14 protein-coding genes, 1 other RNA gene and 1 pseudogene are annotated in these 16,575 nt (G+C 50.9%); 4 read left to right on the top strand and 12 right to left on the bottom strand.

Going from position 1 to position 16,575, the window contains the following annotated elements:
- Window positions 1-56: 56 nt before the first annotated feature.
- The 5 genes and pseudogenes from trhA to secA2 all read right to left on the bottom strand — a co-directional run bounded on the left by trhA (window position 57) and on the right by secA2 (window position 7,675).
- The gene (gene trhA / locus KNO76_RS09085) at window positions 57-728 is read right to left on the bottom strand and encodes a PAQR family membrane homeostasis protein TrhA (protein ID WP_214884941.1); all 672 of its coding nucleotides are present in this window, start codon (window positions 726-728) and stop codon (window positions 57-59) included.
- A gap of 446 nt (window positions 729-1,174) precedes the next feature.
- Window positions 1,175-1,432 (bottom strand): annotated as a pseudogene (locus KNO76_RS14295) (carbon starvation CstA family protein); the annotation flags it as partial.
- A gap of 185 nt (window positions 1,433-1,617) precedes the next feature.
- Window positions 1,618-4,371, bottom strand: a complete 2,754-nt coding sequence (locus tag KNO76_RS09075) for a bifunctional 2',3'-cyclic-nucleotide 2'-phosphodiesterase/3'-nucleotidase (protein WP_214884939.1) — start codon at window positions 4,369-4,371, stop codon at window positions 1,618-1,620.
- 134 nt (window positions 4,372-4,505) lie between these two features.
- The gene (locus KNO76_RS09070) at window positions 4,506-5,309 is read right to left on the bottom strand and encodes an SLAP domain-containing protein (RefSeq protein WP_214884937.1); all 804 of its coding nucleotides are present in this window, start codon (window positions 5,307-5,309) and stop codon (window positions 4,506-4,508) included.
- On the bottom strand, window positions 5,309-7,675 hold the full coding sequence (secA2, locus tag KNO76_RS09065) for an accessory Sec system translocase SecA2 (RefSeq protein ID WP_214884936.1): 2,367 nt from the start codon (window positions 7,673-7,675) through the stop codon (window positions 5,309-5,311). The genes KNO76_RS09070 and secA2 overlap by 1 nt, the downstream gene beginning before the upstream one ends.
- Before the next feature lie 254 nt (window positions 7,676-7,929).
- Between secA2 and KNO76_RS09060 the strand changes: the two genes are divergently transcribed.
- On the top strand, window positions 7,930-9,225 hold the full coding sequence (locus tag KNO76_RS09060) for a Y-family DNA polymerase (protein ID WP_214884935.1): 1,296 nt from the start codon (window positions 7,930-7,932) through the stop codon (window positions 9,223-9,225).
- Complete coding sequence (locus KNO76_RS09055) at window positions 9,222-9,551, top strand: YolD-like family protein (protein WP_026825463.1); 330 nt, start codon at window positions 9,222-9,224, stop codon at window positions 9,549-9,551. Before KNO76_RS09060 ends, KNO76_RS09055 begins: the two co-directional genes overlap by 4 nt.
- Here the strand turns inward: KNO76_RS09055 and KNO76_RS09050 are convergent.
- Complete coding sequence (locus KNO76_RS09050) at window positions 9,548-11,104, bottom strand: SulP family inorganic anion transporter (RefSeq protein WP_251127957.1); 1,557 nt, start codon at window positions 11,102-11,104, stop codon at window positions 9,548-9,550. The two genes, KNO76_RS09055 and KNO76_RS09050, sit on opposite strands and share 4 nt — an antisense overlap.
- Window positions 11,105-11,237: 133 nt before the next feature.
- Entirely contained in the window at window positions 11,238-12,650 is a 1,413-nt protein-coding gene (locus KNO76_RS09045) for an NAD(P)H-binding protein (RefSeq protein ID WP_214884933.1), read from the bottom strand.
- A 135-nt stretch (window positions 12,651-12,785) separates the two neighbouring features.
- Here KNO76_RS09045 and KNO76_RS09040 point away from each other — a divergent pair, with 135 nt between their 5' ends.
- Window positions 12,786-12,974 (top strand): hypothetical protein, encoded by a 189-nt coding sequence (locus KNO76_RS09040; RefSeq protein ID WP_214884932.1) that lies wholly within the window; start codon window positions 12,786-12,788, stop codon window positions 12,972-12,974.
- A gap of 82 nt (window positions 12,975-13,056) precedes the next feature.
- Window positions 13,057-13,557: a hypothetical protein gene (locus KNO76_RS09035; RefSeq protein WP_214884930.1), complete on the top strand. Its 501-nt coding sequence runs from the start codon at window positions 13,057-13,059 to the stop codon at window positions 13,555-13,557.
- 37 nt (window positions 13,558-13,594) lie between these two features.
- On the opposite strand, the gene KNO76_RS09030 is transcribed toward KNO76_RS09035, so the two are convergent.
- The 5 genes from KNO76_RS09030 to smpB all read right to left on the bottom strand — a co-directional run bounded on the left by KNO76_RS09030 (window position 13,595) and on the right by smpB (window position 16,536).
- Window positions 13,595-14,554, bottom strand: coding sequence for an HNH endonuclease signature motif containing protein (locus tag KNO76_RS09030; RefSeq protein ID WP_214884928.1), 960 nt, complete (start codon window positions 14,552-14,554; stop codon window positions 13,595-13,597).
- Window positions 14,555-14,624: 70 nt separating this feature from the next.
- Complete coding sequence (locus tag KNO76_RS09025; RefSeq protein ID WP_214884926.1) at window positions 14,625-15,227, bottom strand: hypothetical protein; 603 nt, start codon at window positions 15,225-15,227, stop codon at window positions 14,625-14,627.
- Between the two features lie 175 nt (window positions 15,228-15,402).
- A complete protein-coding gene (locus tag KNO76_RS09020) occupies window positions 15,403-15,546 on the bottom strand; it encodes an alcohol dehydrogenase (RefSeq protein ID WP_214884924.1) in 144 nt (47 codons plus the stop codon).
- A 114-nt stretch (window positions 15,547-15,660) separates the two neighbouring features.
- Window positions 15,661-16,016: a transfer-messenger RNA gene (ssrA, locus tag KNO76_RS09015) on the bottom strand.
- A gap of 49 nt (window positions 16,017-16,065) precedes the next feature.
- Window positions 16,066-16,536, bottom strand: a complete 471-nt coding sequence (gene smpB / locus KNO76_RS09010; RefSeq protein ID WP_026825453.1) for an SsrA-binding protein SmpB — start codon at window positions 16,534-16,536, stop codon at window positions 16,066-16,068.
- Window positions 16,537-16,575: the final 39 nt, after the last annotated feature.

Below are 16,575 nucleotides of genomic sequence, written 5' to 3'. Positions count from 1 at the left end.
TCAACACTTTCTTCCTTCGCTTTCAAAAAAGACAAACGCCCCGTAGGACGGCTGTCTTATAGGCTTGTCGAAGGTGCGACATAGAGCAGAATACTGAGGAAGATGAGCACACTTCCCGCTAACACGAACAAGTGCCAAATCGCATGATTGAACGGCAATTTTTGCCACACATAAAACACGATTCCGACCGAATAGGCGATCCCTCCCGCGAGGAGAAGCATGAATCCTTGATGTCCGAGTGATTCGTACAATGGACGGATGGCGATAATACAGATCCAGCCGAGTGCGAGATATGTCACATTCGATACCCACATGTACTTCCCGGTCGAAAATAGCTTCCAGACGATCCCGAGAATCGCCACACCCCACACAATCCCAAAAAGAATCCAACCGAGCGTCCCGTGAAGGGTCACAAGGGCGAACGGTGTGTAGCTTCCGGCGATGAGTAAGTAGATGCCCGCGTGGTCGAACACTTGTAGCACCCGTTTCGCCCGTGGATGCGGGATGGCGTGCATGAGTGTCGAGAAGAGGTAGAGTAAAATCATCGATACCCCGAACACGCTGACCGCGGTGACGTTCCACGTGCTCCCGCTTTCCGTCGCACTCATGACGAGTAAGACGAGGGCGACGATGCTGAAGATGACTCCTAAGCCGTGCGTGATCGCGCTCGCAATCTCTTCCCCGAACGTGTCGGCATGGAGCATCTCTTTTAGTTGCTTTTGTTCCATATGCTCCCACCTTTCTTAACTGTTCCCTCTAGTATGGACAGTTCCCGATTTGAAAGCAATCAAAAACACGGACCACAGATTGGCCCGTGTTAAAATTATGCGACTTCTTTCACTGGAATGTCACACTCCATCTGTGCCGCCCGCATCGCGCGTGCCCGCTTATGGAATAGGACGAGCAGCGTCAGCGTCCCGAGTGTCGAGATGACGTACGGCAGGACCCCATCGAGCTTGAAGCCGATCGGCGCCGTCAAGATGTAGAACCAGACCGCATACAACATGAACGTCCCCGGAAGGAGCGCGATGTAGTGGTTGCGTCCTTTGATATAGAGATACATCGCCCCGACGAAGAGCGCGATGACCGCCGTCGTCTGGTTCGCCCAGTTGAAGTACTGCCAGAGCATCTGGAAGTCCATGTTCGTGAGCACGTAGGAGACCCCGAAGAGTGGGAGCGCGATCCAAAGGAAGGCGACCGGTCCATAGAGCGCCCCCATGATCGGCCCGAAGATCGGTCCGACGCCGGCGATGTTGAGCAGCTGGATCATCGAGTTCCGTTTCTTGCCCATCGGCGTGTAGTCGATGCCGTCCTGGGAAGCGTAGGCGGGCATCGTCCGCTCCTACTTGATGCCGAACGTCTTCTCGACGTAACGACCGTATACCAAATACCCGACCAAAAGTAGTGCGAGTGCGACGAAGAATGTAATCATCTGTCAGTCCCCTTTTCCGTACGTATGCAGCCGATCCCCGTCAGCTCTTAAGTTTACATGTGTCATGTAACCGATTACACGATTGATTATACATAATATATAACGATAACGTAAGGACTTTCATTCACATTTTAGACACTTTTATCCGACAAAAAACGACGCCCGAATCGGACGTCGTTCAACTCTTATTTTAGTTTGAATGTAGCTTGTTTTGCACCAGAACCATCATAGTCACTCGCGATGACTTTATACGTTCCTTTCGCAAGACCTTTTTTGAATGTGAACGTATACGTTCCCGCCCAGCTCGCTTTCACTTTCGCCACTTGCTTACCTTTGGCATCCTTCAAGACGACCTTCGCGCCCGGTGTCGTTTTTCCAATCAATGCACGAGTACCGATTTTCACACCTTTCGTGTTTTTCGGCGTCACCACTTTAGGTTCTTCGAGAACAAACGATTTAGTTTCCACTACTTTACCTGTGACATCTTTCGCTTCGATTTCATAGCTTGCCGCAACGAAACCAATTCGTTTTGTGAACTCAAATTTACCTGCTGTGTCAGCCGTCGCATAGGCGATTCGTTTCCCATCACGTTTCAATACCATTTTAGCACCCGGTGAAGTCGTTCCTGTCAAAACGTTTGTGTTCGTATATGTCAAGCGCTTCGAAATCGCTGGCACTCCGACGAATCCTGCACCGACGACTTTCGTTTCTGTCATCGTCTTGCCATTCAATTCGCTTTCAATCGTCAACGACTGACGGAGTTTGAGCGGTTTGACCGTCAAACGGTACATGCCCTGTGCATCGGCTTTCGTCGTCGCGAGGACCGTCTTGCCATCTTTCAACGTCACGTTCGCAGATGGAGCCGTCTTCCCGGTAACGACTTTTGCACCCGGCTTGATCACATCGACCGAGAGTACCAAGTCAACGGGTGCCGCTTCGAGCTCAGTCGTATAGGTGCGGAAGAGACGACCTGCCGCATCTTCACGCGTCGCGTCTGTCGCTTCGATTCCTTCGTAAAGGTTCAAGTACTGATTACCTGCATCCGCTGTTTCAAATGTCACCGAACGTTTCGCGTCCGCGACAATCTTCCAGTTGTTGTCGGCTTTGTAGTCTAACTTGTCTTTACTTTCGATAATGTAGTCCGAGATGACGTTACGTGTCTCGTACGCTGAGCGATAGACGATGTTCTTCCCGCCACCGAGGCCTGGGAACGATGAAGAACCGGCGCGATAGTTGTTCGTCGCGACCAAGAACTCCTGGTCCATCTTGATCGGTTGTCCGTTATATTCGACATTTTTCACGCGGTTCGCATTCTCGTTGACGAGCTTCCCGCCGACATCGAACTTCGCAGGACCCGTGACATCAATCTCATACGTCAAGCCGTCGAGAATGTCGAAGTTGTAGCTACGGAATTGAAGGTTGAGTAAATTTTCGCCATCTTCTTCGATTTGGTCAAACGCACCCGCTGACATCTCGAGCCAGTCCATGACATCTTTTCCTGTCACTTTGACGACTTCGAGCGTGTTCGGATACACATAAAGGTCCGCGACGTTTTTCAAAGCGATTTGCCCTTTCGGGATGTTCGTGTAGTAGCTCGCATCCGTCAATTCACGGCCACCGGCTTTGAACGGTGCGCCCGCTGACAACAGTGGCAACTCTTTATACGCTGAAAGTTCCGGGTTCGTCTCGAGTTCTTTCTCGACATACCATTTCTGTGCATTCGTCACGAACTGGACTGATGCATCATCACGGACGAGTGCGAAGTAACTTTGGATGTCGTCTTGAATCTCACCGACCGGTTGGTTGATATAGTCGATTGTCGCCAAGTGGTCGTCTTCAATCAACGCTTGAATCGACGGGTCGACCGCCGTATCAGCCGTCACCGTGTCGAGCGTTGCTGATGCATCGATGATTTGCCATTTCCCATCTACGAGTTCGAGCTCGAAGTCGATGACGCCGAGGTCTTTCCCTTGGTTATTCGCCATGACGACCGGTTTGCCATTGATTGTCCCTTTCGTCATGTCGACGTTCGGGAACGAGGCGAACATACCTTTCGCATCTGGGAAGCGACCGTGTTGATGCCCTGTCATGACCATGTCGAGTCCGTCAATCTTCGTGAGCGCGTAACCGACGTTCTCCTCGCTGTCGAGTTGCTCGTCTGCGAGGGCTGCACTTTCACCGATACCTGAATGCGCGAGGGCGACGACGACGTCCGCTCCCTGGTCTTTCAATTTTTGTACCGCTTCACGTGCCGAAGGGATGATATCCTCTGTCGTCACACGACCTTGAAGGTTCCCCGAATCCCATGACATGATTTTCGGAGGGACGACTCCGAACACACCGACCTTGATTGTATGTGTTTCCCCATCCATGTCTGTAACCGTTCGTTCGATGATTTGGACCTCTTGTCCATCCACGTTGAACTTCGAGACGATCGGGTTGCCTTCTAGATCGTTGACGTTCGAGTTGACGAAGCGAAGTTTCCCTTTCGACCCTTCCATCGCGTTGTATAAGAATTCGAGACCAAAGTTGAATTCATGGTTCCCGAGTGTGACGGCATCGTAGTTGAGTGCCGCCATCGCCTTGTACATCGGATGTTCAAACACTTCATTTTTTCCAGCTTGGCTCTCACGGACGTAATCGCCAAACGGTGTCCCCTGAATCGTATCCCCGTTATCGAACAAGAACGTGTTCGTTTCCCCAGCGGCTGTACGATGTTCATTGATGAGTGTCGCGACTTTCGTCAACCCGATCGTGTTGTCGACCTTGTCTTGGAAGTAGTCGTAGTTCGTGATGTTCGTATGTAAGTCTGTCGTCTCTAAGAAACGGAGCTTGACGATATCCTCGTCCACTTCTGCCAAGACGTTCGGTGCCTGTAGCGGCAAAACGGTTGGTAACACGAGCGCGGTCGCGATCGACCATTTCAATGCGGTTTTCATGTGATTGTCCCCTTTTTCTGGTTGATAATTGTCTAACCATATTCAATATAACATCAGCTGTCTTTCCCTCCTATTAAATTTTTGTATAGAAATAGACCTAATTTCTTTTTATAGAAATCAGGTCTATTCTCCTATCATTGTTTAATACGAACGGTGAACGGTCCATCGCCCTCAATTTCTTCAAACGTGACCGATATCGGGTACGCATGTTTACCATGGACTGGCTCTTCGAGACGAATCATCGTGAAGCCGACCACGTCCTCGCCACTTACGAGTTCAAGCGGGAGTTTCTCGACGTTCAAGTGGCGGTCATAACCGTTGCGGAGGAGAATCGTCGCCGTGACGTTCGTCTCTTCTTTCTCTACTGAGACGAGCATCAAATTGAACTCGTTCTCCCCGACCGGTGGCGTCGAGATATTCGTCCGCATGAGCTGTTGCCATGCTCGTTTCGAGAATGTCGCTTCTTCTTCCGGTGATACGAGTTGTAGCGGGTCAATCGGGTTCATTTGGAAGACGAGTCGGAGCGAGTCGTACGACTCCACCTCGCCGAACATCTCATCCAAGAAGAAGTCCAAGTAGACCGGCTTGCTCGTCCACGCTTCAAAGCTCGGCAGTTCAGAACGCCCTAGTACCTTCCGTCCGATCGGGACGTTGTTCGCGTCCAACAAGAGGACCGGCAACTCGTTGATCTCGAACGAGCTCGGAAGCGTATTGCGGAACAACGCCACGATTGACAAGTCATGTCCGAGCGACTCGGCATTCAACAACTCGATCGAGAGCTGGTTGTCGAGAAGTGCGGGAAGTCGTTTCGCGTGGTAACGGAAGACGTACTCATCCTCTTTCGGAATCCCCATCGCATCGTCGATGACGAGCGTCAATTGGCGTCCTTCCTCTTTATTTCCTGTCTCGATTTGTTTACGTTTACGAAATCCTAACATTATACTTCCTCCTCTGCCATCTCTGCAAAGTAGCGGTCGAGCTGGCATAGTTCCGTCGTGACATCCCGTGCGATATTGATATACGTCTGTTCGAAGATTTCAAGTCCTTCTTTCCCGAACTGACGGCTCGGGTCTTCCTGACCGTAGCTACGAAGACCGATCCCTTCTTTCAATCCGCTCATCGTCGTCAAATGATCCGTCCACTTCATGTCGACGGCACGAAGAAGCGACTCTTTCGCGAAGAGGACGATGTCGTCCTGTTCGAGGCGTGACGCCGTCGTAGCGATGATGGTCTCCATCCAATCGTTTAAGGCATCCTTCAGTTCACGCGTATCCGCGATGTCATTTGCCCATGTCGGCTCCTGCATCGTCAAGTAGCGCAAGTCTTCCTTCAACTCATCGATCGGCCATTCCTCAGGCACGAGTTCATCCGATACATGCATGTCGATGCTGTTTTCGAGAGCGAGACGCATCATGCCGAGGACGTTTTTCGTGATGGCATCCGCGTCGGCGTTGACGGCCTGATTGCGAATTGTATAAATGATATTGCGTTGCTCGTTCAAGACATCGTCGAGTTTGAACAAGTAGTCCCGAATCGAGACGCCAAGTCCTTCGATCGTCGTCTGCGCATATTCGATGATTTCGATCGCATCTTTCGATGAGACCTCGCCTATCGCGTTCGGCTTCAATTTCTTCTCTATGCGTTCTAGCTTCTGCGCCGCATAGCGTTTCACGATCTCATCTTCGAGCGAGACGAAGAACTCGGTCGCACCCGGGTCGCCTTGACGTCCCGAACGACCGCGGAGCTGATTGTCGACACGTTTTGACTCGTGGCGCTCCGTCCCGACGACGAAGAGACCGTCTGCTTCCTTCGCTTTTGCATCGAGCGTGATGTCCGTCCCGCGTCCGGCCATGTTCGTCGCAATCGTCACTTTGCCGAACTGACCGGCGTCTGCGATGATGTCCGCTTCCTGAGCGACCGTCTTCGCGTTCAACACGTCATGCTCGATCCGCTTCTTCTTCAAGTGCTTGCTGATCGCTTCTGACTGTGCGATCGAGGTCGTCCCAATCAAGACAGGACGTCCCGTCTCATGCAGTTCTGCCACTTTCTCAGTGACCGCCGCATACTTTTGCTCGGTCGTCATGAAGATGCGGTCCGGATGGTCGACACGTTGACGTTCGCGATTCGTTGGTACTTGGACGACGTCCATGTTGTACGTCTTCAAAAACTCTTGGCGTGACGTCTGGGCCGTCCCCGTCATCCCACCGACGAGCGGATACATGCGGAAATAGTGCTGGATCGTAATTTCCGCCGTCGTCTTGTTCTCTTCGGTGATCGTGACGCCTTCTTTCGCCTCGAGCGCCTGATGCAACCCTTCCGACAAGCTCCGCCCTTCCATGACGCGTCCCGTGAACAAATCGATCAGTTCAATCTTGTCTTCACGGACGATATAGTCGACGTCGAGCTCGAACAAGACGTTCGCCCGGAGCGCCTGGACGAGATAGTGATAGAGCACCTGATGTGAGGCGCTGAACAGATTGTCGATGGCGAACAGCTCTTCAATCTTGACGATTCCTTCTTCCGTGAACGTCGCAGATCTCGACTCGAGGTCGACCTCGTAATCGGTCTCACCGAACTCGGAAATGATCTGTTGCGCCAATTGTTTCAAACGAATGTGCGATCGGTCCTTTTGCGCGATGATGAGCGGTGTCTTCGCCTCATCGATCAAGATGCTGTCGACTTCATCGACGATTGCGAAATGGAACGGGCGTTGGACCCGTTCTTCCGGCTTATGGACAAGGTTGTCACGCAAGTAGTCGAATCCGAACTCCGTCCCGACCCCATACGTGATGTCTGCCTTATACGCAGAACGCTTCTCGTCCGCCTCGATGTCTGGTACGTTCAAGCCGACCGTCAACCCGAGGAAGTCATGAATCTTCCCGATCTGTTCAGCGTCACGTCTCGCCAAATAATCGTTCACCGTGATGACATGGACGCCTTTTCCTTCGAGTGCCTTGACGTAACTCGGTAAGGCGGCGACGAGCGTCTTCCCTTCCCCGGTCGGCATCTCCGAGATGTTCCCTTCGAGGAGGGCAAATCCACCGATGAGCTGGACGTCATAGTGACGCATGCCGAGCACACGGACCGACGCTTCTCGGACGAGAGCGAACCCTTCTTCCGCGATGTCATCCACTTTTTTTCCATCTAAGAGACGTGCTTTGAGCGTCTCCGTATATGTACGCATCTCGTCATCCGAGAGGGCTTTAATCGTTGCCTCTAATCCATTAATACGCGCGACCCGTCGTTCATACGCTTTCAAACGCCGGCTTTGATCATTCGTTAACTGTTTTACAAATTGGATCACACTAATAGCCTCCATCTTTCTATCAATTCATCACTTACATACTAGTCTATTATAACGAAAATCGAACCAATTCGGATACTCTTTTACGAAAACTTCCTAAAAGTTGGTTTTTAGACACGTGAAAACCTATAAATTTTGGGTAATTTTCAAAAAATCTTTGTAAAAATATTTTCAATTCACTATTTGAGATGACGTGAGACCGTGTTACGATGAAAAAAAACAGAACATTTGTTCGTAAAAAAGGAGTGGTGACGATGCGCAGACGAATCTTTTGTATCGACAGCGTCTCGTTCTATGCGAGTTGTGAGTGTGCCGCGCGCAACAAAAATCCTTATCACACGAAGCTCGTCGTCCTCTCGAACCTCCGGGACAGTGGGGCGCTCGTCCTCGCAGCGACCCCGAAGATGAAACAGCTCGGCATCAAGACCGGGTCACGTCGCTTCCACATCGACCGCCTCCCGTGGCACGAACGGCAAGACGTCCTCTATGCCGAGGCGCGGATGAGTCATTATTTGAACGTTTCCATCCAAATCATCCACATCCTCCATCAGTTCGCCCCGCCCGAGGCGATTCGCGTCTATTCGATTGACGAGACGCTCGTCGACATGACCGGGACGGAGCGACTGTTCGGAAGTGACGAGCACGTCGCCCACCTCATGCGTGCGACGATTTTTCGCTATACAGGGATTCCCGTCACCATCGGCATCGGACCGAACAACGTCCTCGCCAAGCTCGTCCTCGATTTGCATGCGAAAAAGAAAGGGGTCGCCACGTGCCTTCTCCAAGATGTCGAACGACTCATCCATCCGGCCCCGGTTGAGAAGATGTGGGGCGTCGGCACGAAGATGGCGGTCCACCTTCAGCGGCTCGGCATCTGGACGATTGGAGACTTGGCCCGTTATCCGCTCGAATCCCTTCATGAAAAGTTCGGTGTCATCGGTGCAGAACTTTGGCATCACGCCTGGGGCATCGACGAGTCGCCGACCATCCTGCCGGCGAGCTCCTTGTTCGGTGCGAAACGGATGCGACCGAAGTCGATCGGACACGGCATCACCCTCATGAAAGACTACACGACGTATTCCGCAATTCGGCTCGTCTTACAGGCGATCGCGGTCGAGGTCGGGATGCGGACACGGCAAACGGGACTCGTCGGAGGGACGATTCACCTCGGGGTACGCTATACGCGGACGAGCGACCGGAGTGGCTTCAGTAAACAAAAGAAGCTCCCCCGCTTCACAGCGGACGAGCAAGAGTTTCTCCCGATCTTATTGCAGCTATTTTTAGACGGCTGGGAAGAGACGGAGGCCGTCCGATACGTCTCGGTCGCTCTCGGCAAGCTCGAGCCGCGGAGCGACCACGTCCAGTTATCGTTCTTCGAAGACGAATGGGCGAAGGCGAAACGGCTCGACTTCCTCGATTTGATTGACGGCTTGAACGTCCGGTTCGGTCGCGGCACGATCCGACCGGCATCGAGCCTACTAAAAGACAGTCCGCTCCGGACGCGCCAACGTTTAATCGGCGGACATAAACAAGGAGGCGATTCCTCATGAGCAAGACCCGCTATCGTGACCGGGGTGAGTTGAAATGGATCCCATTTCTCATGCCCGAGCACGTCGCCCTACTGAAACGTTATTATGCACAAATCCAAAAAATCGAACTGCCCGATTTGGACGAACAGCTCCTCTATCTCTGGCAGACCGAGCTCGAACGGGCTATCCGTGAAGGCGATCAAGTCGAGGTGACCTTGTTCGTAGACGGCTTGACGACAAGCATGCGCGGCTACGTCCATGCCATCTATTACGCCGAGCGCGAGGTCGAGCTGTTCGACGGCGAGGTGCGCCGCGTCCCGTTCACCGACATCTTGTCCGTTCGTTAAGACGCCTCGATCGCTTCCTGGGTCGTCTCGAACGTCTCGATTCCGTCGAGCAGACCATAGTGAGCAAGCGTCGCGCGGACCGATGGCGACAAGTGCGCGAAGATGACGTGACGTTCGGCTGCTTTCAGTTCGGTGACGACACGACGCAACTCCTCGACCGCGGTCACGTCGATGACCGGACAGCGGTGGAAGTTGAAGATGAACACGTTCGGTTCCCGATGAATGTGATGGAGGACGTGCTCGAACAACTCGACCGCACCGAAGAAGAGCGGACCTTCGACACTGAAGACGATTTGGCCATCCCGCGTGACGTACCGTTCTGTCCGTTCGCGTACATCAATCGTATCGGCCATTCGTTTCGCAAATAGCGCGAGCGCACAGATGACGCCGACCTCGACGGCGACGACCAAGTCGACGAATACCGTCAATAGTAATGTGACAAGAAGGACGAGCGACTCGGATGAACGATGACGCAACATCGCCATCACGTGATGGCGTTCGGACATGTTCCAGGCGACCCGCATCAAAATCGGAGCGAGTGCAGCGAGTGGTACATAACTCGCAAACGGGGCGAGGACGAGGACCGCAACGAGCACCGTAATCCCGTGGATGACACCGGCGCGTCGACTGACCGCTCCCGCCTGAATGTTCGTCGCCGTCCGAGCGATGGCACCTGTCGATGGGATCCCACCGAAGAACGGCGTGATCACGTTCGCGAGCCCTTGCCCGAACAGTTCCTTGTCCGGCTTCATCTTCGTCCCTGCCATCCCGTCGGCGACCGTTCCCGAAAGAAGTGACTCGAGTGCGCCAAGGAAGGCAATGGCGAACGCGGACGGGAGGAGTGTTGTGATCAGGTTGATGTCAATCGCGAGCCAGTTGAATGTTGGCAGTCCGCTCGGGATGCCACCGTAGGCACTTCCGATGGTCGCGACCTCACCCGGGATGAGGACACTGACAAACGTCGGGACGAGCATCGCCATGAGTAAAAGCGGTAAACGGAACGGCAGCTTCGGTACGAGCCAAAGCGTTAAAAAGCCGATTCCGGCAATGACAATCGGCCACACGGACGCTTCAGGCAACGCCTGACCGAGGCGAAGCAAGTTCTCATGAAAGTGCGGTGCCTTCTCAAACGTGACCCCGAACAACTCATCGAGCTGGTCGACGAAGATGACGACCGCGATCCCAGCCGTAAAGCCAATGGTGACGGCACGAGGCATGAAGCGGATGAGCCGTCCGACCCGAAGCACGCTCATGAGGAGTAGCAACATACCGGCGAGAACGGTCGTGACGAGCAATCCTTCATATCCATATGCGAGGACGACACCCGAGACGATTGGGATGAACGCTCCCGTCGGTCCGGCAATCTGGAACGTCGAACCCCCGAACAGGCTGACGAGGATTCCGGCAAAAATGGACGTGTAGAGCCCGTACACCGGCGGGACCCCTGAGGCGATGGCAAATGCCATGGCGAGCGGGATGGCGACCACGCCAACTGTAATTCCGGCCGAGATGTCCTTTTGCCACATCTCACGTGTGGAGAGTGAGTCTTGCATCATACATTCCTTCTTTCCAATCAGTTCAAAAACGAGTTTAGTGTACGCCTGGAAAGAGGGCTTGTAAACGGGTTTAGAAAAACGTTAACAGAATGTACAAAAGAAAAAGACGCACCTTCCGATGCGTCTCCCTTCAATTCGTCGGAGCCTCTACGACTTGATTGCCATCTTCCGCGTCTTTCGCCAGCAACTTCACATGACGACCGAACAACCACATGACGACGAGATGGGCTTTCGCCTGTGTCTTCGTATAGAACCACCACGGGAGGGCCGGCACGAACTCATGGATGGCGACGAGTCCTTCATCCGACTCTGGTAATCGCCGGAACTCGAGACGCCCCGTCTTATCCTCTTCACTCAATTTGACGAAATTGCCCCCGTCAATCGCAAAGGACGCCATATCGTCTGTCGCTTCTCGTTCAAGCGATAGATGAAGCGCGACGAACGATGGATCAAGCAGCGCGATTTCCCAATCATCGTCTTCTTTTGTCGTCTGGATGAGCGGGTACATAAAACGACCGAGCCATTCGAAGTACGTGTCCGCCATCCAAAATGCCGATTTTTCTTCCGGCAGACCGAACCGCTGAATCGAACGGACCGTATACGACTTCGGCTGCTTTTTCTTCTTACCGCCCGAGGATTGCTTCTCTTCTTCCTCAAGCGCATGTTCGACCGCCTCTTTGAACGGAATCTCTCCCTGGCCGATACCTTCGACCGTGTCTTCTGCCACCATCGCGTGCCCCATGCTCTCGACGAGCGGATAGACGGTCGCCTTCGGTTCACCCGTGACCGCCATGACCCATAGGCGCGACAGTTTGATTGTCGGGAACGGGAAGTCAATCAAGACGCGACGCTTATCCATGACCTCGGCCGTCTGTTCGATCATCTTCCGATACGTCATCACCTCGGGACCCCCGATGTCGATATGACGGTCATAAAGCGACTCGGCACCAACGACCGAGATGAGCGCCTGAACGGCTTCCCGGATGTCGATCGGGTGTGTTTCTGTCTTCGTCCAGCGTGGCAAGATCATCGTCGGCAATCGTTTGACGAGCTTCGCTAAAATCGGGAACGACGAACCTTCCGGACCAATGATGAGTCCAGCCCGAATCGTCGTCACCGGCACGCCCTGACCGCCGAGAATGCGTTCCACTTCGAGTCGACTCTTCAAGTGACGCGACAACGTCTTCGACTCTTCTGGGATGATACCGCTCAAATAGACGATTTGCTTGATGTCGTTCTCCTTCGTCGCCCGAGCGAAGTTATCCGCAATGAGCGCATCCATGTCCTCGAACGTCGCTTGCGTCAAGCCACCGTTCGGAATCATCGAGTGCACGAGGAACATCGCGTAGTCCGCACCCTCACATGCTTCTTTTGTTGCCTCATATGAGAACAAATCACAGGCACGCCACGTGATATGGGCTTCATCTTCTTTATTCTTCGTCGATCGCGACAACGCGATGATGTCGTATTCTTCTTTTAGCTGTTCCATCACGTTCGAGCCGATATAGCCGCTCGCCCCCGCAATGACAATTGTTTTCCGCATAATGTTCACTCCCCTAATTATTCGCATAGAGGTAATGTACCCTTCTTTTTTAAAAGATAAATCAGTCTAAGTATGTAGAGCCTGCTCGACCGATTCATACTAAAATGAGAATAATTAGAAAAAGGAGGGATATTCATGGGATTTTGGTACTTTCTTTTGCTTGGGTTGGGAGTGATCCTCATCGTGCGAGGGGTTGCAAGTCGCGCGAAGCAAGGTGGGTTGATTTTAGTCGGGCTTGTGATGGTCGGGGTATCCATATTTATGTTCCAAGATGGCAGTGCGGACTTGGTCGCGAATTGGTTTGATCAAATCACCGGTCGATAAGTCATGTTCTTGAATAATAGCGAGGTCCATTGACACCCTGTTAATGTACTCAATCTTGAATTGATATGGAAGGAGCTCGACGATGAAACAGTTCAAACGAGTAAGTGTCCTGGCGTTATTCGCCTTGATTGGATTTGCTCTTTTCCATTATGCGACCGAGTCGAAGACGGGTTCCGCTGCATGGACGACGGAAGTTGCGACACATCACTTCAAAGACATCTTAGAAGCGCAGCAAGCAGCGATTGAAGCACATACCCCACTCGATAACATTGAGCGAACTAAACTGTCACATGAAGATGACGTCGTCCGGCTCCTCCTCGGTCAACGAGATTGGGTCGAGCAATTCCAATATACGATTCAGGATGTACAAGTGAATGAAAAGGGTGGACTCCTATACGCAAACGCGTATGTGACGCGAAATCTTCAATTTGAGAGTGGTGTCACGACCGGACTCGGTGACGAGATGACGATTCAATTGAGGTCTCCGAATGAAGAGATCGAAGAGGTGGAGCTCGACAATCATAGCGTGACACAATCAGACCAACCCTTTTTCAAACGCTGGATCAGACGAGTGTTTGATTAAACAAAAGTCGAACCTGTTTGACGAGGTTCGACTCTTTTCATGTCTTCGGTGCCCAATTGTTTTCAAAACCATTTTGAACGGCATAGTGATATAAGTGAGTGAGTTTCGATTCTTTGTATGCAGACATATGTTCTGCCGTGCGCAGTTCATGATTTCGTTCTACCAAAGTGTAGAGATAATCAATGTTCGCTAATCGATTATTTTTACTCGTATTGCACGTCGGACATGACAGAACAAAATTCCATAAGACATCATTTTGCATATAAGACCAAGGAATGAAATGATCCACGTGAATTTGTTTTACAGGTTTTAAGCAGTAGAAACATGTTGAGTGCCCATGGCTTAATAAAATTTGTTTAAACTCCTCAAGCGATTGACGGGCAGACACAAACTCCAGCTTGCTCAAAATCCGTTCCATCGCATCTTGGGAATTGTATTTCTCTAAAAAGATGGCTAACTGATAGTTCGTCACGTTCATTAGAATACGTCTGTATTTTTCAAAAAATACAACGTACGAAGGAACGAGTTGAATCCACTCTTCTTTTCGATTGAAAGAGTAAATCGTTTCGTTAAAGGAGCGATAGAAAGAACCATATACGTATTTTTTATAAAATTGATTTACGTTCCGAATCAATTGATTTTGTTGATGTTCTGGTAAACGGTCGAAGTTCCAATCTGGTGGAATGTTGTGTTCTTTCTGAAAGGAGACCATCACTTTTTCAACAGCGCTCTGCTTCCCTAATTGATTCATCTGTGTCAGCCCATGCTTGACGATGAGATTCCAATAGATTTTCGCCACATGCTTGGCAATCTGATGAAATGACACGACACCAGATTCATTCAATTCTATCGTACATTCAAGTAATGCCTTCATCAATACGTGTTTATACGTGGTCGTATGAGAAGCGTTCATCAGAAATTGTTGCGTAAAGCGCCATAAGTCCGATTCGGTTAAATACACATCTTTCGCTTCAGCGACACTTAAATCCCACCCCAACGGTCTCACCTCCATCCATTACAACACTATTGATTATAACGAATGCAGAGAGGAAGTGGATCGCGGTCCATCAAACAGGAGCAGAAAACTCTCTTTTAATTTGTTCGATGTCGATCATTGTCTTTTCATGAACATACTGAACGAGCGCATCATACTGTTCGACCGTATTCAGTTTTTTGAACTTCTCCACATCCGCTTCAAAGCCTGCGAAATACTCACTTTGATACTCTGGATTGTTGAAGAGCCTCAAATATTCCATATAGTCCTTGATGGTCATTTGACTCACGATGTGAGTGAGAATGGCCTCCCACTCTTTAATCCGCCCCTCATGAATCTGTTTTTTGATGACGATGTCTTGTGCTTGCTCCATTCTGATTTGTCGAATGCATTGCTCCACTTCTAATCTATATTGGAACAATTCATCTCGATTTCGAGTGTCTAGCGTAGGCGTCACTTCGGTTAAATAATACTGATACCGTTGCTTTCGCGGATGTTTGTTCTTAGCTTTTTTAGGGCTTTGCTCCGAATCATCCGTGTTCTTCAATCGTTTCTTTAAATTGATTGATCCTAAAGCCCCCATGATTTCTTTGTTATGTTTTAATGCAAGTTTGCCTACTGTCGGGCCATATTTTTTGACCCCATTCACAATGAGTTCCGTCGATTTTTTAGACATGAGAACCCCTCCTTTGGTGTGTATGTTTACTTGACGATTTTCAAAAAACAACTCATAGTTTCTATTCAACAAAGCAATGATCAATCCCTTGAATTCATTCAAAAACCTAATGATCGGTATCCGCTATCCATAAGAAAAGGATTAATGAGCAGTCACTCAATAATCCTTCGTCAGATCACTTCTTCTCTTTTTGCTTCTGCAAATACGCTTCACGAAGCTGGTTCAACCGTTCTTTCTTGTTTGAAACAGTCGGCTTTTTCCCGTCTTGGTACTTCGCCGCAGCTACTTTGCTTTTCGTATCCAATTGATATTTCCCCATGCTCTTCACCTTCCTTTCTTTATGGCTTCAATCAAAAGCAAAGACCCTCTAATCTCAATGAAATTAGAAGGTCTTCATGAAAATCATTGATCGCAGTCGTTACAGACTGCTTCAAAATGGAGACGGCGGGAGTCGAACCCGCGTCCGAAGGCATCGTAACGTATGCTTCTACGTGTGTAGTTTATCTATTGAATCTCGATGTGACACTGCCGATAAACAGGCGTTGTCGCATCCAGTCTGTTTCATCTCTTCTTCGCGCCCTCAGACGGCGAGGTTGAAGCGTAGCTTGCTTAGTTTGAGACCCTGAAAGTCATCCACACAAGCGATGGATGTCAGGATCCGCAGGGCACTTAGGCTGCTGCGAGTTGTGTGTTAGTTTTGCCAGTTATAGGCGTTTGCGTTTTAACGAGGCCGACCCCTCGACACGCAACATACGACCGACCTACCCCCGTCGAATCCATAACGTCCCCGGGGTGGTAATTGGTACTCTATTTAATATACCACAATTAGGATTCGTTGTCAGTATTTTTGCCGATCGCGCATCGCACGGTCGACGTCACGCTTCGCGTCTTTCTTCTTCAAGTCCTCACGTTTGTCGTACTTCTTCTTCCCTTTTCCGACACCGAGCAGGCACTTCGCAACCCCATTCTTGATATACACTTTGAGCGGGATGATCGTGTAGCCGTCACGCCCTGATGCTCCAATGAGCTGATTGATCTGCTTCTTATGCAACAATAGCTTCCGGACGCGGAGTGGGTCATGGTTGAAGCGGTTCCCTTGTTCGAACGGGCTGATATGACAGTTGTGAAGTGTCGCCTCGCCCCCGTCGAATCGGACGTACGCATCCGCGATGTTGATTTTCGATTGACGGACCGACTTGATCTCCGTCCCTGTGAGCACCATGCCTGCCTCAATCGTATCTTCGATCGCGTAATCGAAGGACGCCTTGCGGTTTTGGGCGAGTGCGTTCGAATCTTTCTTCTTGGCCATACACATTCAGTCCTTTATCTACAAGATACGGAGGAAGGG

Origin of the sequence: Exiguobacterium sp. s101 (genome assembly GCF_018617835.1) — a bacterium.
GTDB lineage: Bacteria > Bacillota > Bacilli > Exiguobacteriales > Exiguobacteriaceae > Exiguobacterium > Exiguobacterium marinum.
This window is presented reverse-complemented; position numbering and strand designations above follow the sequence as displayed.